The sequence below is a fragment of the Streptomyces asoensis genome (assembly GCF_016860545.1).
Lineage (GTDB): Bacteria > Actinomycetota > Actinomycetes > Streptomycetales > Streptomycetaceae > Streptomyces > Streptomyces asoensis.
Map to the genome: position 1 here is coordinate 1,399,933 of NZ_BNEB01000005.1, position 17,898 is coordinate 1,417,830.

The 17,898-nt window shown below is 74.4% G+C and carries 14 protein-coding genes and 2 pseudogenes; 4 read left to right on the plus strand and 12 right to left on the minus strand.

Annotation, left to right across the window (positions count from 1 at the left end; all coding sequences use genetic code 11):
* Nucleotides 1-75 precede the first annotated feature (75 nt).
* A complete protein-coding gene (ribA, locus tag Saso_RS29130) occupies nucleotides 76-735 on the minus strand; it encodes a GTP cyclohydrolase II (RefSeq protein WP_189925969.1) in 660 nt (219 codons plus the stop codon).
* Between the two features lie 38 nt (nucleotides 736-773).
* Between ribA and Saso_RS29135 the strand changes: the two genes are divergently transcribed.
* Complete coding sequence (locus Saso_RS29135; RefSeq protein WP_189925967.1) at nucleotides 774-1,556, plus strand: creatininase family protein; 783 nt, start codon at nucleotides 774-776, stop codon at nucleotides 1,554-1,556.
* Between the two features lie 95 nt (nucleotides 1,557-1,651).
* Here Saso_RS29135 and Saso_RS38485 read toward each other — a convergent pair.
* The 5 genes and pseudogenes from Saso_RS38485 to Saso_RS29155 form a co-directional block, all read right to left on the minus strand.
* Nucleotides 1,652-2,713 (minus strand): annotated as a pseudogene (locus Saso_RS38485) (lysylphosphatidylglycerol synthase transmembrane domain-containing protein); the annotation flags it as partial.
* Nucleotides 2,710-3,777 carry a trans-aconitate methyltransferase gene (locus Saso_RS29140; protein ID WP_189925965.1) on the minus strand — a complete coding sequence of 356 codons (1,068 nt, stop codon included), beginning with the start codon at nucleotides 3,775-3,777 and terminating at the stop codon, nucleotides 2,710-2,712. The pseudogene Saso_RS38485 and the gene Saso_RS29140, both read right to left, overlap by 4 nt.
* Entirely contained in the window at nucleotides 3,774-4,970 is a 1,197-nt protein-coding gene (locus Saso_RS29145) for a glycosyltransferase family 4 protein (protein ID WP_189925963.1), read from the minus strand. The genes Saso_RS29140 and Saso_RS29145 overlap by 4 nt, the downstream gene beginning before the upstream one ends.
* Nucleotides 4,967-5,365: a 6-pyruvoyl trahydropterin synthase family protein gene (locus Saso_RS29150; protein WP_189925961.1), complete on the minus strand. Its 399-nt coding sequence runs from the start codon at nucleotides 5,363-5,365 to the stop codon at nucleotides 4,967-4,969. Before Saso_RS29150 ends, Saso_RS29145 begins: the two co-directional genes overlap by 4 nt.
* Nucleotides 5,366-5,476: 111 nt before the next feature.
* Nucleotides 5,477-6,466: a zinc-dependent alcohol dehydrogenase gene (locus Saso_RS29155; RefSeq protein WP_189925960.1), complete on the minus strand. Its 990-nt coding sequence runs from the start codon at nucleotides 6,464-6,466 to the stop codon at nucleotides 5,477-5,479.
* A 108-nt stretch (nucleotides 6,467-6,574) separates the two neighbouring features.
* On the opposite strand from Saso_RS29155, the gene Saso_RS29160 reads away from it, so the two are divergent.
* Complete coding sequence (locus tag Saso_RS29160) at nucleotides 6,575-7,330, plus strand: CDP-alcohol phosphatidyltransferase family protein (RefSeq protein WP_189925958.1); 756 nt, start codon at nucleotides 6,575-6,577, stop codon at nucleotides 7,328-7,330.
* 205 nt (nucleotides 7,331-7,535) lie between these two features.
* Here the strand turns inward: Saso_RS29160 and Saso_RS29165 are convergent, their stop codons facing one another.
* The 4 genes and pseudogenes from Saso_RS29165 to Saso_RS29180 form a co-directional block, all read right to left on the minus strand.
* Entirely contained in the window at nucleotides 7,536-8,870 is a 1,335-nt protein-coding gene (locus Saso_RS29165) for an MFS transporter (RefSeq protein WP_189925956.1), read from the minus strand.
* The gene (locus tag Saso_RS29170) at nucleotides 8,867-10,666 is read right to left on the minus strand and encodes an ABC transporter permease subunit (RefSeq protein ID WP_189925954.1); all 1,800 of its coding nucleotides are present in this window, start codon (nucleotides 10,664-10,666) and stop codon (nucleotides 8,867-8,869) included. The genes Saso_RS29165 and Saso_RS29170 overlap by 4 nt, the downstream gene beginning before the upstream one ends.
* Before the next feature lie 4 nt (nucleotides 10,667-10,670).
* Entirely contained in the window at nucleotides 10,671-12,203 is a 1,533-nt protein-coding gene (locus Saso_RS29175; protein ID WP_189925953.1) for an ABC transporter substrate-binding protein, read from the minus strand.
* A 157-nt stretch (nucleotides 12,204-12,360) separates the two neighbouring features.
* A pseudogene (locus Saso_RS29180) lies at nucleotides 12,361-12,888 on the minus strand (GNAT family N-acetyltransferase); the annotation flags it as partial.
* A gap of 126 nt (nucleotides 12,889-13,014) precedes the next feature.
* On the opposite strand from Saso_RS29180, the gene Saso_RS29185 reads away from it, so the two are divergent.
* Together Saso_RS29185 and Saso_RS29190 are read left to right on the plus strand one after the other, a co-directional pair.
* On the plus strand, nucleotides 13,015-13,968 hold the full coding sequence (locus Saso_RS29185) for an ATP-binding protein (RefSeq protein ID WP_189925950.1): 954 nt from the start codon (nucleotides 13,015-13,017) through the stop codon (nucleotides 13,966-13,968).
* Nucleotides 13,969-14,060: 92 nt separating this feature from the next.
* Complete coding sequence (locus tag Saso_RS29190) at nucleotides 14,061-14,453, plus strand: SCO5389 family protein (protein ID WP_189925949.1); 393 nt, start codon at nucleotides 14,061-14,063, stop codon at nucleotides 14,451-14,453.
* A gap of 64 nt (nucleotides 14,454-14,517) precedes the next feature.
* Here Saso_RS29190 and Saso_RS29195 read toward each other — a convergent pair whose 3' ends face one another.
* Both Saso_RS29195 and Saso_RS29200 read right to left on the minus strand, forming a co-directional pair.
* Nucleotides 14,518-16,404: a discoidin domain-containing protein gene (locus Saso_RS29195; RefSeq protein WP_189925948.1), complete on the minus strand. Its 1,887-nt coding sequence runs from the start codon at nucleotides 16,402-16,404 to the stop codon at nucleotides 14,518-14,520.
* Nucleotides 16,405-16,531: 127 nt separating this feature from the next.
* The gene (locus Saso_RS29200; protein ID WP_189925947.1) at nucleotides 16,532-17,890 is read right to left on the minus strand and encodes a GH1 family beta-glucosidase; all 1,359 of its coding nucleotides are present in this window, start codon (nucleotides 17,888-17,890) and stop codon (nucleotides 16,532-16,534) included.
* Between the last annotated feature and the right edge of the window lie 8 nt (nucleotides 17,891-17,898).

Here is a 17,898-nt window from a genome sequence, read left to right on the forward strand (position 1 = left end):
CGCGCCGGGACCGGGGCTGTCGTGCGCCGTGGCCGCCCCGATCCCTACCCGCCCGGAGGGTGGTGCGAAGCGTGTTCAGGACCAGTGGGCGACGGCGTCCAGGTGGGGCAGCCGGTGGTCCATGCGCTCCCGCTTGGTGCGCAGGTAGGTGATGTTGTTCTCGCACGGCTCGATGAGCAGCGGCACTTCCTCGGCGACCCTGATGCCGTTGTCGACCAGCGCCTCGCGCTTGCGCGGGTTGTTCGACATCAGGCGGACGGAGTCCACGCCGAGGTCGCGCAGGATGTCGGCGGCCACCTTGTAGTCGCGGGCGTCGACCGGGAAGCCGAGCGCCACGTTGGCCTCGACGGTGTCCAGGCCCTCGGCCTGCAACGCCATCGCCTGGAGCTTGCCGAGCAGCCCGATCCCCCGGCCCTCGTGGCCGCGCAGGTAGACGACTATGCCCCGGCCCTCGGTGACGACGGCCCGCAGCGCGGACGCCAGCTGGTCGCCGCACTCGCAGTGCTGGGAGCCGAACGCGTCGCCGGTCAGGCACTCCGAGTGCAGCCGGGTCAGCACGTTCTCGGTGCCGATGTCCCCGTAGACCAGGGCGACCTGCTCGTCACCGCGGTCGTGGTCCATATAGCCGATCGCCTGGAATTTCCCGTACACGGTGGGCAGGGGTGCATTCACCACGCGTTCCACACCGGTGCGCTGCGCGGTCTCCGTGCCGAGTACGCCAATTTTTTCTGTCATGATCTGGTTCCTAAGCAGAGACGAAGGGCCGGGAAGAAATGAGTGGTTCGGACATACGGTCGGCGGCGTACGGACTGGTGCCGGCGGACACCACCGAAGACGTGCGCCGACGGGGCGCGGGCGTCCCGGTACAGGTCGCCGTCCTGCCCGTCGGAAGCTTCGAACAGCACGGACCGTACCTGCCCTTGGCCACCGACACACTGGTCGCCTGTGCCGTCGCCCGGGAGATCGCCGGGGCGTACCCGGTGCACCTCCTCCCGCCGGTGACCATCGCCTGCTCGCACGAGCACGCGGCGTGGCCGGGAACCGTCAGCATCTCCTCCGTGACCCTTCACGCGGTGGTACGGGACATCGCGGCGTCGCTGCGCCGCTCGGGCGTCGAGGCCCTGGTGCTGGTCAACGGACACGGCGGGAACTACGTCCTGGGCAACGTCGTCCAGGAGTCCTCCGCCGAAGGCGAGCGGATGGCGCTCTTCCCGGCCCCGGAGGACTGGGAGGCGGCGCTGGAGCGGTCCGGGGTGTCGACCTCGCTGCTGACCGACATGCACGCCGGGGAGATCGAGACCTCGATCCTGCTGCACGCCCACCCCGAACTCGTCCGGCCCGGTTACGAGTCGGCCGATCTGGTCGCGGACGACCGCCGTCATCTGCTCACGCTGGGAATGTCCGCCTATACCGATTCGGGCGTCATCGGCCGTCCTTCCATGGGGTCGGCGGAAAAGGGGAAGGAACTCCTCGCGAGCCTCACGGATTCCTTCGGCGCGTATTTCTCCTTGCTGACTTCGGAAACCGGGGCGGAGAACGACGCGGGGTCTTCCTGACCGTGCCCGCCATGTCCGGGGCCGGCGCTTTCGCCGGCGCCGGACCGCAGTCCCGTGTACCAGCGGACGGCCAGTACGACCGCCCCCGGCAGCGCCGCCACGAAGCTGAGCACGCCGTACACGACCGCGACCGTGAGTCCGGTGCTCGCGCCGAGTCCGGCGGCGCCGAACGCCCAGGCGGTGACGCCCTCGCGGGGGCCCCAGCCGCCGACGTTGAGCGGCAGGCCCATGGCGAGCAGGGCGAGGACGGCGATCGGCAGCAGCGTGAGCACGGAGGCGCCGGAGCCGGCGACCCGCGCGGCCACGACGAACATGCCGAGGTGTCCGGCCAGCACGACGGCCGACGACAGGGCGACACCGGGTCCGTTGCGCCGCGACAGGAGTCCTTCGCGCGCTTCGGCCAGTCCCGCCCGCAGCCGCCCGCCGCGACGCGGTGCCGAGGAGTTCATCCGGACCGCGAGGACGACGGCGACGGCGCCCACGCCGGCGAGCAGCACCAGCGGGGCGATCTGCCGCGCGTCCTGCATGACCGGGGAGGGCAGGGTCAGCAGAACCGTCACGCCTGCCACCGCCAGCACGAGCTGGCCCGCGGTGCGCTCCAGGACCACGGCCCGCACGCCGCGTCCGACGTCGCCGGCGCTCTGGCCGTGCTTCACCGCGCGGTGCACGTCGCCGAGGACGCCGCCGGGCAGGGCCGCGTTGAGGAACAGCGCGCGGTAGTAGTCGGCGACGGCCGGGCCGAGCGGCAGCCGGATCCGCAGACCGCGGGCCACCAGCGCCCACCGCCAGGCGCTGAACACCGTGGTGACCGCGCCGATGCCGAGCCCCACGAGCAGGGTCGGCGTGTCGATCCGGCGCAGTCCGTCGAGGAAGACCCCGGTGCCCAGGCGCCACAGCAGCACACCGAGGATGAGCACTCCGGCGACCGTCCCGGCGTGGGTGCGCACGGCGCGGTCGGCGAGCAGGGCCCCCAGGCGGGAGGGCTTCTTCACGGGCGGCCCGGTCACGACGACACCGATCCGGGCGTCGGACACGGCGGCGCCGGTGCGGGCCGGCGCCGGGCCGCGCGGAGAGCGCCGCGCGACCGCCGCGGCCTGCTCGGCCCACAGCACGGGCGGCGCGGCCGTCACCCTCGGGCCCACCGTCTCGGCGCTCATCGGGCTGTGCCCGTCGGCCGGGCCAGGGCCAGCAGGTCGCTGTGGTGGACGGTGACCTGGAGGTCGCCGGCCGCGCAGGCCGCCAGCCGGGCGGCCAGGTAGGCCTCGGCCCGCTCGGCCAGCTCGGGGCGCTCCTCCACGGCCGCGCCGACCCAGCCGCGCAGCCACTGGGCGGTCAGGCCCACGTTCTCGGGGCCGAGCCGCCAGGGGCTGGGGTGCACCTTGACGGTCGCGCCGTGGGCGCCGAACGCCTCGCAGGCGACGCTCACGGCGTCGGGGCCGAGGAGGCCGTCGCGCCGCTGATGGTCGTTGAAGGCGGCGGCGATCTCGTCGTCCAGCGGGTCCGGCGAGCTGAGTTCGACGCGTCCGGCGACCGAGAGCGTCAGCAGCGCCGGGCAGCCCGCGCCGGCGCAGGCCGCGGCGAGCGTCTCGATCTCCTCGCGGGTGAGGACGTCCAGCAGCGCGGAGGCGGTGACCAGCGAGGCGCCGAGCAGCGCGTCCGGCGTGAGCCGGGCGACGTCGCCGCGCCGGGTCTCGACGGTGACCCGGCTGCCGTCGGCGGCCGCCCTCGGGGAGGCGACGGCCGCGAAGTGCAGGAGGTAGGGGTCACGGTCGTGCAGGATCCAGTGCTGGGCGCCGTCCAGCCGGGGGGCCAGCCAGCGGCCCATCGAGCCGGTGCCGCAGCCCAGGTCGTGGATGGCGAACCCGCTGCGTCCGGGCAGGTTGGCGAGCCGGATCCGCAGCGGGTCGAGCAGCTCCATCGACCGGGCGGCGGCGTCGGCCGGCTCGCGCAGCTCGAGCCACTCGGGGGCGTACCGCGGCTGGTCCTCCGGTCCGACGTCCCGCAGCCGGACCGTGGGCCGTTCTCCGGCGCGCACCACCGGCCCTGCACCGGCGATGACCGCGTCGCCCGAGGTGTCGGCTGCGGTCCCCCCGTGGGACGCGGAGCCGTCACCGGGGACCAGGGACTCCACCACGGGACCAGACTCCTTCCGGACCGGCTGTGCCGGGATTCCGCCCACGCGTCGTGCCACGTCGGCCGGGGTCGCCGTCGTCTTCCTCATGCCGCCCTCCGGGGCTCGCCGGGAAGCCTGCCGAGGACGCCGGCCAGGCTCTGGGCGGTCGTCGCCCATCCGTTCAGGGCCGCCCGGCGGCCCCGCGCTGCGGCCTTCAGACGGCGTCGTACGTCGGCCTCGCCGAACCAGCCGCGCAGTTCGGCCGCGAGGGCGGCCGGGTCCTCCGGCGGGACGAGGATGCCGGGGACACCGCCGTCGGGGGCGCGTCCGACCGCCTCGGGCAGCCCGCCGACGTCCGTCGCCATGACGGGGATGCCGCGGGCGAGTGCCTCGGTGACGGCCATGCCGTAGGTCTCCGCGTAGGAGGTGAGGACCATCAGGTCGGCCGAGGCGTAGGCGGCGTCGAGTTCTGCGCCGGCCTTCGGGCCCGCCAGCTCCAGCCGGTCCTGGAGGCCGTAGCGCGCGATGAGGCCGCGCAGATGGGCCACGTACTCCGGGTCCTGGCCGAGGCCGCCCACGCACACGCAGCTCCACGGCAGGTCCCGCGCCGCGGCCAGCGCCTCGACCAGCCGGTGCTGGCCCTTGCGGGGGGTCACGGCGGCCACGCACAGCAGGCGGGAGACGCCGTCGGTGCCGGAGGCGAGGGGGGCGATGTCGGCGCCGGGGGCGGCGACGTGCACCCGTTCGGGGGCGAGGCCGTGGTGGGACACCAGGCGGCGGACCGCCCACTCGCTGGTGGCGACGACGGCGGGGACGGCCCGCAGCACCGCCCGCTCCTTGGCGTCGAGCTCGGCGGCGACCTCGGGGGCGATACCCCGCTCGTCGCCGAGCGCCAGGTGGACGAGGACGGCGAGCCGCAGCCGCTCCGCCTCGGGGGCGATGATCTCGGGTACCCCGCAGGCCACCAGGCCGTCGATGAGGACGACCGTGCCGTCGGGGAAGTCACGCAGGGTCCGGGCGAGTTCCGCGCGGGCGGCCGCCTCCGGGCGGGGCCAGGAACCGGCCACCTGGTGCTTGTGCACCTGCCAGCCGAAGCCCGGCAGGTCCAGGCACAGCCGCCGGTCGTAGGCGTTGCCACCGCTGGGGTTCGCCGGGTCGTCGACGCCGCCGGGCATCACGAACTGCACGGAGCGCAGGGACATGGGGATGATCCCGCCCATCTTGGGAAGCGCCGCCTGCGCGGGCACGTAGGCGAGCGGGGCCTGCTGCACGGCGGCCTTCTCCAGGGTCACGTCGGTCACAGCGCACGCTCGTAACTCGCCCAGGCGACGTGCGACTCGTGCAGGGTGACCGCGAGGGCGGCGATACCGCGGGCGCCCTCGCCGAGCGCGCCCTTGTGGATCCGCTCCGCGAGCCGGTCCGCGACGACCTTGGCCAGGAACTCCGTCGAGGTGTTGACCCCGGCGAAGTCGGGCTCGTTGTCGAGGTTGCGGTAGTTCAGCTCGCTGACCACCGCTCCGAGTTCCTGCGTGGCAAGCCCGATGTCGACGACGATGTTGTCGTCGTCCAGCTGCTCGCGGCGGAACGTCGCGTCCACCAGGAACGTGGCGCCGTGCAGGCGCTGCGCGGGTCCGAAGACCTCGCCGCGGAAGCTGTGGGCGATCATGATGTGATCGCGGACCGTGACACTGAACAACGGACGACCCTCCAGGTGCGGCGCGTCTGGTCCCCCGGCCGTTGGCCGCCGGGGGATGCCGTGTAGTACGGCTCTTCGGTTCCCCGTGTTCAGCCTGATCTCACTCTTTTCTCAGGTCAGGCCCTCTTGCCCGTACCCGACACGGTGGCACAGGGCCGCGATCTCGCCCGACGCGAGCTTCGGCATGACCTCCGGGAGCTCCTCGAAAGCGCTGTCTCCGGTGACGAGCGCGTCGAGCGCCGGGTCGGCCAGGAGTTCCAGGGCGAGCGCGAGCCGGTCGGCGTACGTACGGCTGGAGCGGCGGGCCGGGGAGACGGTGCCGACCTGGCTGCTGCGCACGACCAGCCGCCGGGAGTGGAAGTCCTCGCCGAGCGGGAGGGAGACCTTCCGGTCGCCGTACCAGCTCAGTTCCAGGACCGTGCCCTCGGATGCCAGCAGTTCCAGCGAACGGGTCAGGCCCTGTTCGGTGGCGCTGGCGTGCACGACGAGGTCGAGGCCGTCGCGGGCTTCGCCGGGGGTGGCGAACTCGACGCCGAGGGCGTCGGCGACCTTCGCGCGGGTGGGATCGGCGTCCACCAGCTGGACGCGGACGCCGGGGAAGCGGGCCAGCAGCGCCGCCACCGAGCAGCCCACCATGCCGCCGCCGACCACCGCGATCCGGTCGCCGACCAGCGGCGCCGCGTCCCACAGCGCGTTGACGGCCGTCTCCAGGGTGCCGGCGAGGACGGCCCGGGGCGCGGGCACCGAGTCCGGTACGACCGTGACCGCCGTGGCCGGGACGACGTAGCGCGTCTGGTGCGGATAGAGGCAGAAGACCGTGCGCCCGACCAGCGCGGCGGGCCCCCGTTCCACCACGCCGACGTTGAGGTAGCCGTACTTCACGGGTGCCGGGAAGTCGCCCTCCTGGAACGGTGCCCGCATCGCCGCGTGCTGGCTCGCGGGCACCCCGCCGCGGAAGACGAGGGTCTCCGTGCCGCGGCTGACGCCGGACCACAGCGAGCGCACCAGCACCTCGTCGTCGGCCGGGTCGGGGACGACGACGTCGCGGATCTCCCCGGTGCCCGGGGAACCGACCCAGAACGCACGAGCGGTGACGGACATCGGAATCCTCCTGAACGATCTGCGACCGGCCCACGTACCGAGGTGTGCACAGTCCGCGCACAGTACGCGGCGCTGATCATCTTTGTCATCTGGCCGGAGGAATGTGCGGTGGCCCTGAACAACACTTACGACGCAAGGCTGGTCCAGCAGGAGACCGCTGTGGGAGCGGGCGTTCAGATCCTGTTGCTGGCCCTGCTCGGCTCGGCGATCGGCCTCGGGCCGGCGGGCTGGGTGACCGGTCTCGTCTTCGCCATCGCCACCTGGGCGGTCCTGTCCCGGGCCCTGCACCGCTCCGCCCTGCGCTCGTTCGGCATGGCCAACCGGGTCACGCTCGGCCGGGCGACCCTGGTCGGCGGGGTGACCGCGCTGGTGGCCGACTCCTTCGAGAGCGCGCCGCCGGTGACGCTGCTGGTGGGTCTGACGGCCGTGGCCCTGATCCTCGACGGCGTCGACGGCAAGGTCGCCCGCCGCACCAACACCTCGACGGCCCTGGGCGCGCGGTTCGACATGGAGGTCGACGCGTTCCTGATCCTGGTGCTCAGCGTGTACGTGTCGATGGCGCTGGGCCCGTGGGTGCTGCTCATCGGCGCGATGCGCTACGTGTTCGTCGCGGCGGCCCGTGTCGCCCCCTGGCTGAACGCCCCGCTCCCGCCGAGCACCGCCCGCAAGACGGTCGCCGCGCTCCAGGGCGTGCTCCTGCTGCTGGCCGGCGCGGACCTGCTGCCCTACGCGGCCACCTTCGCCGTCGTCCTGCTCGCACTGGGTTCGCTGGTGTGGTCGTTCGGCCGGGACGTGCTGTGGCTGTGGCGGACCTCGCGCGTCGCGGCGCAGGCCCCGGTGGCGAAGGTGCTGGAACTGGTGTGACCCCGGGAGCCGTCACGGCTCCTCCTTCCCACCCCCATGGGGCAGGGCCCGGACCGGTTTCGCGGTGCGGGCCCTGCCCCATGGGTCTTCCGGCGGGACTTCCGGCCGGTCTTGCGGCAAGGCCTCGGCCGGATGAGCCGGCGGCGGCCGCCCCGCGTTCACGCCCGGCCCGGTTCACCGGCCCCCTCGCCCACCGGTCCCACGGTCATCGGCCCTCCTTCCCGCCGGTTCCCTCCTCGGCGGTCGCCGAGGGGAGCAGGGCGACGGCGGCGGCCGGTACGGCGGCCAGCAGGAGCCAGGGGACGGCCGGGGGGAGCCCGGCGTCCAGCAGGGTGCCGGCGGCGGCGCTGCCCAGCAGCACGACGAGTCCGGAGACCGAGGACAGCGCACCGGTGTACAGGCCGAGCCGTCCCTCGGCGGCCAGGTCCGGCACCCGGGCGCGGGCCGCGGGCACGACGAGCATCTGGCCGAGCGTGAGCAGCACGACGAAACCGGCCGCGGGCAGCAGCCCCGCCGCACCCGTGCGTCCGGCGGGCAGGGCGGCGGCCACCAGGGCGAACCCGGCGGCGATCAGCGCGAGTCCGGCCGCCATCGAGCGGCGCGGGTCGAGCCGCTCCCCCGCCCACCGGGTGACCGGCAGCTGCGCGGTGACCACCAGCACCGACGACAGCGCGAACAGCCAGGCCAGCGGCGCCTGCGACCCCGCCGCCCGTTCCACCTCGGCGGGCAGGGCGAGGTAGAGCTGGTTGTAGGCGAGCAGACAGGCGCCGTACGCGCCGCACAGGGCGAGGAAGCCGCGGTCACGCAGCAGCGGTGCGACGGCGCCGCGCACCGGGACCCGGGTACGGCCCGGGACGCGCCGCGGCAGGAGGAGGGCGTGGCCGGCCAGCACGAGGACGAAGACACCGGCTCCGGCGAGGCACACCGCGCGGAAGTCGACGGCGAGGAGCAGCGCGCCGAGCAGCGGTCCGACGAACGCCCCGGCCTGACCGGCGACCGTGAACAGCGCGAGCACCCGGGTGCGCGGCCTGCCGCCCGCCTTCTCGAACGCGACGGCCTGCCAGGCCACTTCGGACTCGACGGCGGGCGAGAACAGCGCGGCCGCGAACCCGATGAGCAGGACGGCCCCGACGACCGTCCAGGTCCGTTCCGCGTACCCGAGCCAGGCGAACCCGGCGACGCGCAGCGCGCACCCGGCGAGGACGACGGGCCGGATGCCGTGGCGGTCGGCCAGTGCTCCCCCGACCACGAACAGGCCCTGCTGGCTGAAGGTCCGCAGCCCCAGCACGAACCCGACCAGCCAACCCGCCATGCCGACCGCGCCGCCCAGATGCCCGGCGAGGAACGGCAGGACGGCGAAGAAGCCGACGTTGAAAGCGAGTTGAGTGGCGATCAGCAGACGGAGCAGGGGCGGGAGCGGAACCGGGGGCGCGGCGGCCCCTCGGGGACTTCGGCGCCGGAGCCGGCGCGGGGCCGGTCGCGGGTCGGGTCGCGGGGCCGGTCCCTGGGCGGGCCGGGGCGCGGGACGAGACGCCGTCATCCCGCCCCCACCGGCTCCTCGTGGACGAGCGCCCGTCCACCGGCCGCCGCCCTGTCCCTACGGCGTCCCGGTCGCCGCGGCCGAGGCCGCCGCGGTCCGCCGGCCGCCGTCACCGCGAGTGCGCCGAGGAGGGCGAGGACGGCGGCGGGGGCGAGGACGGCCCAGGGCGCGCGTTCGGCGTAGGGCTGGTTCTCCGCGAGGAGCAGGCCCCACTCGGGGGACGGTGGCTGCGCGCCGAGACCGAGGAAGCCGAGCGAGGCCAGCGCGAGGGCGACTCCGGGCAGGCGCAGCAGGGCGTGGCGGGTCACGGGCGGGAGGACGGCGGGCAGGAGTTCGCTCCTGAGCAGCTGGACGGGACCGGCGCCCAGGGCGCGGGTGGCCGTCAGATGGACGGTGGCCCGCTCCTGACTCAGCAGTGCGGAGGTGTGCGCGGCGAGCGGCGCCCAGGCCACGACGGCCACGGCCAGTGCGGGGGCGGTGGGACCGCCGCCGAGGACCGCGGTGACCAGGAGGGCGGCCAGCACGGGCGGTACGGCGTTCACGGTGTCGACGAGCGGTCCGGAGAACCGGGGCAGCAGGCCGAGCAGCACCCCGGCCGCCAGGGCGGTCAGGCTGACGGCGAGGGCGAGCAGGAGGGTGTCGAGGGCGCCGTGCGCGACCCGGGCGAGGACGTCGCGGCCGAGCGCGTCGGTGCCGAACGGGTGGGCGGCGGAGGGCGGCCGCAGCCGGGCCGAGGTGTCGAGCGCGAGCGGATCGCGGGGCAGCCCGAGGGCGATGACGGCGGCCGGCACGGCGGCGTACACGGCGGGCAGGACCCGGCGGCCGGGGGGCACCGGCCGGTGCGGGGTGGACAGGGCGCCGTCCCGCAGGGCGGGCCCGACGAGCAGCCGGGTGGCGATGCGGACGCCGAGGGTGACCACGGCCGCGAGGACGACGAGGACGAGGGTCCCCGCCTGGAGGACGGGCAGGTCCTGTGCGATCGCGGCCCGCAGGGTGGTCCGGCCGAGCCCGGGGATGTCGAAGATCTGCTCCACGGCGACCGAGCCGCCGGTCAGACCGACCACGAACAGGCCCACGTTGGGGAGCAGTCCGGGCACGCAGCGCCGCAGCGCCTTGCGCGCGACGCTGTGTCCGGGCAGTCCCCGGGCGGCCGCGGCCTGCGCCCAGGGCTCGGCGAAGGCGCCGGGCAGCTGCTCGTCCAGGAGACGCCCGAGCACCGCGCCGGCGGGCAGCCCCAGGGCGAGCGCGGGCAGTACGGTCCACTGCGGGCCGTACCAGCCGAGGGCGGGCAGCCATCCCCACTGCACGCCCACGACGGTCGCGAGCACGGAGGCGGTCAGGAACTCGGGCAGCGCGGCGAGCACGGCCGCGCCGGACCCCCCGGCGGGCCGGCCCTCCAGGCTCCGCCGTGCGCCGCGGCGGAGGGTGCGGGCGCACACGGCGGCGGCGGTGGCCACCGCGACCGCCGACGCGGCGGCCATCAGCAGCAGGGAGGCGCCCAGGGCCTCCAGGACCGTGGGGAGCACCGCGTCGCCGGAGATCCACGAGCGTCCGGCGTCCCCGCGCGGCAGCCCGGCGAGCCACCGCCCAAGCAGCGTCGACGGTCCGTCGTCGAGGTTCAGTTCGGCGCGGATACCGGCGAGGACCTCGGGTGTGGCGTCCCGTTCGGCGGACCGCGCCCTCAGTACGGTGAGCGCCGGGTCGGTGTGCGACAGCCAGGGCAGCAGCCCGATGGCGCACACCAGAGCCGCGGCCGGCACGGCACGCCACAGCAGCGTGCCCGTTCTGCTTCCCATACGGTCAGCGCCGGGTGCCGGTGCCGACGAGAGTGCGCTCGTACGGATCGAGCAGCACGCCGCCCACGTGTGCGCCGACGCCCGTGATGACGCGCTGGTGGACGAGCGGGACGACGGCGTCGGTGCCGAGGACCGCGGCCTCGGCGGCCATGACGGCGTCCTGCCGTTCGCCGGTGCCGGCCACCGCCCGCGCCTTCGCGACGGCCCGGTCGACCGCCTTGTCGCACAGCAGGGCGAGGTTGTAACCGCCGCCGCAGGTGAAGTCACTGGCGAGCAGGGAGACGGGGTCACCGGTGTCGAGGAGGCTGTTGCGGGCGCCGACGAAGGCGTCGAACTTCCCGGCGAGGGCGTCGCTCTCCAGCCGGGAGTATTCGCGCACCTCCAGCTTCACCGTGAACCCGGCCTTCTCCAGCTGCTGCTTCAGCACCTGTGCGATCTCCGGGAGTTCGGGACGGTTGTCGTAGGTGGCGAGCGTCAGAGAGGTCCGGCCGGGCGCGGCGGACCAGGTGCGCCCGGTGGGCGGGACGCGCTTGCCCGCGGCCCAGGTGACGGCGGGCCCGTAGATGCCGGCTCCGGGGTCCGCGTGCCCCTCGTGGACACCGTCGGCGAGGGCGGAGGTGTCGACGGCGGCGCGGGCGGCGGCGCGCAGGGCCGGATCCCTGAAGGCGGCCGACCTCGTGTTGAGGAGGAGGCTGGTGGTGCGGGTGGTGGCGGTCTCGCGGCGGGTGCCGGCATCGAGGCTCGCGGCCTGGGCCACGGGTATCGCCTCGGCGATGTCCACCTGCCCGGTGCGCAGGGAGTTGGCGCGGGCGGCACCGTCGGCGATGAAGCGCACGTCGATGCCGGAGGCCTGGGCCCGGCCGCCCCGGTAGTCGTCGAAGCGGTCGAGGCGGGCGGCGGTGGCGCCGGTGAGCCGGGTGATCCGGAAGGGGCCGGTGGCGGTGCCGACGGGGTCGACGGCGCCCGTCTTGGCGAAGGCCTTCGGGGCGAGCACGGCGAGGGAGGGGCTGGACAGCCGCAGGGGCAGGACCGGGTCGGGCTCGCCGGTGGTGACCCGCACGCCGTCGGCGCCCTCGGCCTTCGCGGTGAGGGTGATGCCGGAGAGGGCCGCCGGAGCCGGCCGGGCCTCGGCCGCGTGGGTGAGGGAGGCGGCGACGGCGGCGGGGGTGACGTCCGTGCCGTCCTGGAACACGGCCTCGCTCAGGGTGAACAGCCAGGTGCGGTCGTCCGCGCGGCGCCAGGAGGCGGCGAGCGCGGGGGCGGCGGCGCCGTTGCCGTCGAGGGCGGTCAGTCCCTCGGTGACGCCGAGCCGGCTGAGGAGGGTGGCGTCGGCGCCGTGGGGGGAGAGGTGCCCGGTGGGCGGGAAGGCGAGGGCGACCCGCAGCCGGGAGCCGTCACCGGCGCCCTCGCCGGCCGCGCCGTCGCCGCCCGCGGAGGAGGCGAAGCAGCCCGCCAGGAAGGGGGTGAGCAGGAGCGAGGCGAGCAGCCGGGGCGGACGGGAGCCACGGGGAGGGTGCGAACGGCGGGGGAAGCGCATGGGGTTACCGGCCTGTGGGACGACGGGGACGGGGGGCGCAGGAGCGGGCGGGGAGAGCGCCGCGGGGGTCGCCTGCGGTGAGGGAGCGGGAGGTTCCGGCGCGGGCGGGACGGGTGACGGGCCCGCGGCCGGGGCCCGCCGCGGGGACGGGGCCGGGCAGGGGGACGTCGAAGTGGACGATGCCCTGGCCGCCGGCGCCGCGGTCCCGCTCGTCGAGCACGACGGTGCCGAGTGACCGCCAGAACGCCTCGGCCCCTTCCACGGACGGATCCGTGTGCAGGTAGACGGCCCGGTAGCCGCCGTCCGCCGCCGCGAAGGCCAGGAGTTCGGCGACCAGCCGCCGGGCCAGACCGCGCCGCCGGTGTTCCGCACGGACGTAGACCCGGCGCAGCTGTGCGGTTGCTCCGGAGGGATACCGCTCGGCGACCGCTCGCGGGTTCGGCGGGTGTGCGGGCCCCCGGGAGTCCAGGGCGGCCGTGGCGACGACCTCGCCGTCCTCGCCGTCGAGCGCGACCAGCAGGAGGTGGCGGTCGGGGGCGAGGTAGGCGGTGGCCGGGTCGACGATGTCGCCGTGCCAGCGCGGCACGTAGCCGGTGGCGAAGTCCCGGTAGACGGTGTCCAGCATGACGGCGCGTGCGCCGTCCAGGTCCTCGGGGCCCGCGGGCCTGATGCAGTAGTCATGCACTTGCACATCATATGCAGCAAGCGCCAAAGGTTGATCACTTGACCACCCCTCCCGGATTTGACAGAGATCACCGTGCGCCCCTAAATCTAGCGACATGACATTCATTTTCAACAAGGGGGTGTGGTGATGCGCGTCGCATTCGTCGGCAAGGGCGGCAGCGGCAAGACGACTCTCTCGGCCCTGTTCGCCGGGCAGTTGGCGCGCTCCGGCGCACCGGTCCTCGCCGTGGACGGCGACATCAACCAGCACCTGTCCGAGGCCCTGGACCCCACGGCGGGGCCGACGGCCTTCGGCGCTCCGCCCCTGGCCGCCCATCTGGGTGACATCAAGGACCTGCTGCGCGGCACCAACGAGCGCATCACCTCCCGCGAGGCGATGGTCAAGACGACCCCGCCGGGGCGCGGCTCGCGGCTGCTGCGCCTGCTGGGCGACGACGAACTCCACGCCCGCCACGTCCAGCGGGTCGGTGACGTGCCGCTGATGGTGACGGGCGCGTTCGACGAGAACGACCTCGGCGTGTCCTGCTACCACTCCAAGCTGGGCGCGGTGGAGCTCTACCTGAATCACCTGGTGGACGGCCCCGGCGAGTATCTGGTGATGGACATGACGGCCGGCGCCGACGCCTTCGCCTCCGGCCTCTTCACCCGCTTCGACATGACGTTCCTGGTGGCCGAACCCACCCGCAGGGGCGTCTCCGTCTACCGCCAGTACCGGGACCACGCACGGGAGTTCGGCATCCCCCTCGCCGTGGTCGGCAACAAGGTGACCGGCGAGGACGACCTGCTGTTCCTCAAGGAGGAGGTGGGCGACGACCTGCTCACCCACCTCGTCCTGTCTCCCTGGGTCCGCTCCGCCGAACGGGGCAGCCCACGCGGCGAACTGGAGGAACCCAACCGCCACGCCCTGCGCGTCCTGCGCGAGACGGTCGACGCCCGCGAGCAGGACCGGCCGCGGCTGCACCGCCACGCCGTGGAGTTCCATCTGCGCAACGCCCGGGCCTGGGCGGACGAGGCCACGGGCCAGGACCTGGCGGCGCAGGTCGACCCGGACTTCGTCCCGGGCCCGGTCCGGCCCTCCTGAGCGCCCCCGCCCCCCCTTCACACCGCCGGACGCCCCTCCTCCCTCTCCGGGGCTCCGTCTCCTCCCCCACCCTCCACAGGAACAGGACACCCATGTCTCTCGACGTCTCCCCCGAGCTCCTCTCCGCGGCCGAAGCCGGTCCCGTCCGCGAGGAGGACTTCGTGGACACGGTCCGCACCTCGCTCCCCTACGCCTACGACCTCGTGGCCGCCCTCGCGGCGGAACTGAAGGGCGGCACCGCCGAGTTCACCGACAACCGGACCCCGCCGCCGTCGGAACGGGAGCGCGGCCAGCTCCTGCGCGCCCTCGCCAGCGATGCCATCAGGAGCAGCCTGGAGCGCCACTTCGGCGTGACCCTGGCCTTCCAGAACTGCCACCGCGTCGCGGCCTTCCGCCCCGGCGCCCGGGACGGCGAGACCTACCGTCGCTTCACCTCCACGCGGGCGCAGGTCCTCAACCAGTCGGCGGAGCTGCGGGACTGCTGACAGCGGCGGACCGGGCGGGTGGCTCACCGGCGGGGGCGAGCGCCGTGCGTGAGGGGCAGGCGGGTCAGCCCTTCTGCTCCACCCGCACCCAGTCCACCTCGGCCCGCACTCCCCCGCCCGCGATCCGGTCCACGCTCGGCTGCGGGAGCCCCCAGTACGGGGTCGTCACATGGTTCCAGCCGGCCGGGTAGGCGCCGCCGAGGGCGAGGTCGAGGATCACGTACTGGTCGTGGCCGTAGACCCACTGGCCGCGGGTGGACTCGAGGACGTTGCGGGTCGTCTCCTGGACCAGGCGGCCGTCGACCTGGAACCGCATGGCCGTCGGGGTCCATTCCACGGCGTACGTGTGCCAGTCGTCGGCCCGGCCGCCGTTCGGGTAGGTCTGCCGGGCTCCGATGTTGCCGTCCGCCGAGTAGCCGGGGCCGTGCAGGGCGGAGCTGGTCCAGTCGGCGTAGCCGATGTTCTCCATGATGTCGGTCTCGCCGGAGGCCGGCCAGGACACCGAAGGGTCGTCGACATCGCTGCCCAGCAGCCAGAAGGCGGGCCAGAACCCGTCACCGACGGGCAGCTTCATCCGGGCGCTGACCCGCCCGTAGGTGAAGTCGAACCTGGTGTGGGTGTCCACCCGGCCGGAGGTGAAGTCGTAGGTGCCGCCGCCCGCGCGGGTGCAGCCCTTGCAGTACCCGGCCCGCAGGACGAGCGCGCCGTTCTCGGTGCGCACGGTGTCCGTCGAGTCGACGTACGCCTGTGCCTCGCCGTTGACGGAGCCCATCTCCGTCCCGGTGCGCACGACCCGCCACTTGGAGCGGTCGAGGGACGCGGTGGTGAAGTCGTCGAAGAACGTCGTGCGGTACGTGCCCTGCTGCTCGCCCGGCACGGCCGGGTAGGCCGCCCGGGCGCTGCCGCCGGTGCCCCAGACCTCGAACTCGTAGAGGGAGTAGCCGAAATGCGCCGTGGCGGGCGCGGGGTTGTAGAACGACCGGCGTTCCGTGCCGAGCATCCGGACGTAGCGGCCGGTGGCCGGCTGGGGCAGTCGCACGCTGTCGTGCACGCCGGTCGCCTCGGCGGGGGACTTCACGTTCGCCCGGCGCGCGGCGACCTCGGCGGCCGACGGCTGGTACACCGTGCGCCAGGTGCGGTTGTCGTCGGAGACCTGGAGCCGGTAGTCGACGGCGTAGGCCGCCTCCCAGTACAGCTCGACCGTGTCGATCACCGAGGCCGCGCCGAGGTCGACGGCGACCCAGCGGTCCGCGTTCCAGTCGCTCGACCAACGGGTGGCATCGGCCTTCAGGTCGGCGGGGTGACCGCCGTCGGTGACGAACGCCGGTGAGTTGCCCGCGTGCTGGTAGTAGTTCGTGTAGGCCGGGTGGTTCAGGGCGAGGTTGGAGCGCACGGTGGCGGCGGGGGCGGGCTCGCCGCCGTAGACCTTGAAGGAGTACAGCGAGTAGCCGTAGGGCGTGGCACGCTCCAGGCCCCGCAGCCGTACGTACCGGCCCGTCACCTCCTGGGGGTAGGTGTGCGCCGTGACGGAGCCTCCCGTGCCGGCGGTCTCGGTGTAGAAGGGCGTCCAGTCGGAGCCGTTCCCCGACACCTCCAGGACGTAGCGCTTGCCGTAGGCGGCCTCCCAGTCCAGGACGACGCGGTCCACGCGCAGGGTCGTGCCGAGGTCCAGGCGTATCCAGGCGCCGTCGGCGAAGTCGCTGGACCAGCGGGTGGCGCCGTTCCCGTCGAAGGCGAGGCCGGGGGCGGTACCGCCGTTCTCACTGCCGGACGCGGTGACGGCGGCCGGGTTCGCGGCGTACGCGGCGGCGGCGCGGTCGGTGTCCCAGGCGGTCGCGTCGGCGGCGGACACCGCGGACGGCGACGCGAGGGCCGGACCCGCGCCCAGCAGCGCCAGGGCCGCCACGGCCGTCAGGAGTGTGCGGGGCGTGCGAGCGGTGCGTGCTGACATGCGGCTCTCCTCGGGGAAACGGACGGTAGGGACAGGCCTGGCAGGACTGTCAGGTGCATGACATTCATAGAGGGAGGGGCGCGGCGGGCGCGCGCTCCCGCACCCACGCCCGCCGCGCCCCGGTCTCTCAGGCGGCCTTCGCCACCCCCTCGCGGTGACGGCGGATGATGTCCGCGTAGTGGCGGCCCGTGCCCTTGATCGTCCGCGCCTGGGTCCGGTAGTCGACGTGGACGAGACCGAACCGCTTGTCGTAGCCGTACGCCCACTCGAAGTTGTCCAGCAGCGACCAGGCGAAGTAGCCGGCCAGGGGGGCACCCTTGCGGGCGGCGGAGGCGCAGGCCGCGAGGTGACCGCTCAGATAGGCCTGGCGCTCGGGGTCGTCGACCGTGCCGTCGGGGCGGACGACGTCCGGGTAGGCCGACCCGTTCTCCGTGACGTACAGACGGCGGGCGCCGTACTCGTCGGTCAGGCGCAGCAGCAGCGTCTCGATGCCGCTCGGGTCGACCTCCCAGTCCATGCCGGTGCGCGGGACTCCGGACCGGCGCACGGAACGGGCGTGCGGCGCCGGACCGTCGGGGTCGTCGCTCACCCAGGCCGGGAAGTAGTAGTTCAGGCCCAGCCAGTCCAGCGGTGCGGCGATCGTGGCCAGGTCGCCCTCGCGCTCGGGGAGTTCGACGCCGTACACCTCGCGCATGTCGGAGGGGAAGCCGCGGCCGTGCACCGGGTCCAGCCACCAGCGGTTGGTGTGGCCGTCCATGCGGGCGGCGGCGGCCAGGTCCTCGGGGCGGTCGGACGCCGGGTGGACGGTGGAGAGGTTGTTGACGATGCCGATCCCGGCCCGCGGGACGGCCGCCCGGATCGCCTGGACGGCGAGTCCGTGACCGAGGAGCAGGTGGTAGGAGGCGCGGACGGCGGCCGTCAGGTCGGTCAGCCCGGGGGCCATCGTGCCCTCGAGGTGGCCGATCCAGGCCGAGCACAGCGGTTCGTTGAGGGTGGCCCAGTGGGTGACCCGGTCGCCGAGCCGCTCGGCGACGACCGCGGCGTACGCGGCGAAGTGCTCGGCGGTGTCGCGCTCGGGCCAGCCTCCGCGGTCCTGGAGCACCTGGGGCAGGTCCCAGTGGTAGAGCGTGACGGAGGGCGTGATGCCCGCCGCCAGCAGGCCGTCGATCAACCGGTCGTAGAAGTCCAGGCCCTTGGGGTTGGGCGGTCCGTCGCCGCCCGGCACCACACGGGGCCACGACAGCGACAACCGGTAGGCGTTGGCGCCGAGTTCACGCATCAGGCCGATGTCCTCGGGCCAGCGGTGGTAGTGGTCGCAGGCGGTGTCGCCGTGGTCGTCGCCCGCGATCTTCCCGGGGGTGTGCGAGAAGGTGTCCCAGATCGACGGCGAACGGCCGTCCTCCGCCACGGCTCCCTCGATCTGGTACGCCGAGGTGGCGGTCCCCCACAGGAAGTCCTGGGGCAGGGCGGCGAGGTCGATGGTCACTGAAGTCC

What these genes read in the sequence shown, in the direction of transcription:
- ribA (WP_189925969.1), bottom strand. Translation starts at nt 735, where the DNA reads ATGACAGAAAAAATTGGCGTACTCGGCACGGAGACCGCGCAGCGCACC.
- Saso_RS29135 (WP_189925967.1), top strand. Translation starts at nt 774, where the DNA reads ATGAGTGGTTCGGACATACGGTCGGCGGCGTACGGACTGGTGCCGGCG.
- Saso_RS29140 (WP_189925965.1), bottom strand. Translation starts at nt 3,777, where the DNA reads ATGAGGAAGACGACGGCGACCCCGGCCGACGTGGCACGACGCGTGGGC.
- Saso_RS29155 (WP_189925960.1), bottom strand. Translation starts at nt 6,466, where the DNA reads ATGTCCGTCACCGCTCGTGCGTTCTGGGTCGGTTCCCCGGGCACCGGG.
- Saso_RS29165 (WP_189925956.1), bottom strand. Translation starts at nt 8,870, where the DNA reads ATGACGGCGTCTCGTCCCGCGCCCCGGCCCGCCCAGGGACCGGCCCCG.
- Saso_RS29170 (WP_189925954.1), bottom strand. Translation starts at nt 10,666, where the DNA reads ATGGGAAGCAGAACGGGCACGCTGCTGTGGCGTGCCGTGCCGGCCGCG.
- Saso_RS29175 (WP_189925953.1), bottom strand. Translation starts at nt 12,203, where the DNA reads ATGCGCTTCCCCCGCCGTTCGCACCCTCCCCGTGGCTCCCGTCCGCCC.
- Saso_RS29185 (WP_189925950.1), top strand. Translation starts at nt 13,015, where the DNA reads ATGCGCGTCGCATTCGTCGGCAAGGGCGGCAGCGGCAAGACGACTCTC.
- Saso_RS29190 (WP_189925949.1), top strand. Translation starts at nt 14,061, where the DNA reads ATGTCTCTCGACGTCTCCCCCGAGCTCCTCTCCGCGGCCGAAGCCGGT.
- Saso_RS29195 (WP_189925948.1), bottom strand. Translation starts at nt 16,404, where the DNA reads ATGTCAGCACGCACCGCTCGCACGCCCCGCACACTCCTGACGGCCGTG.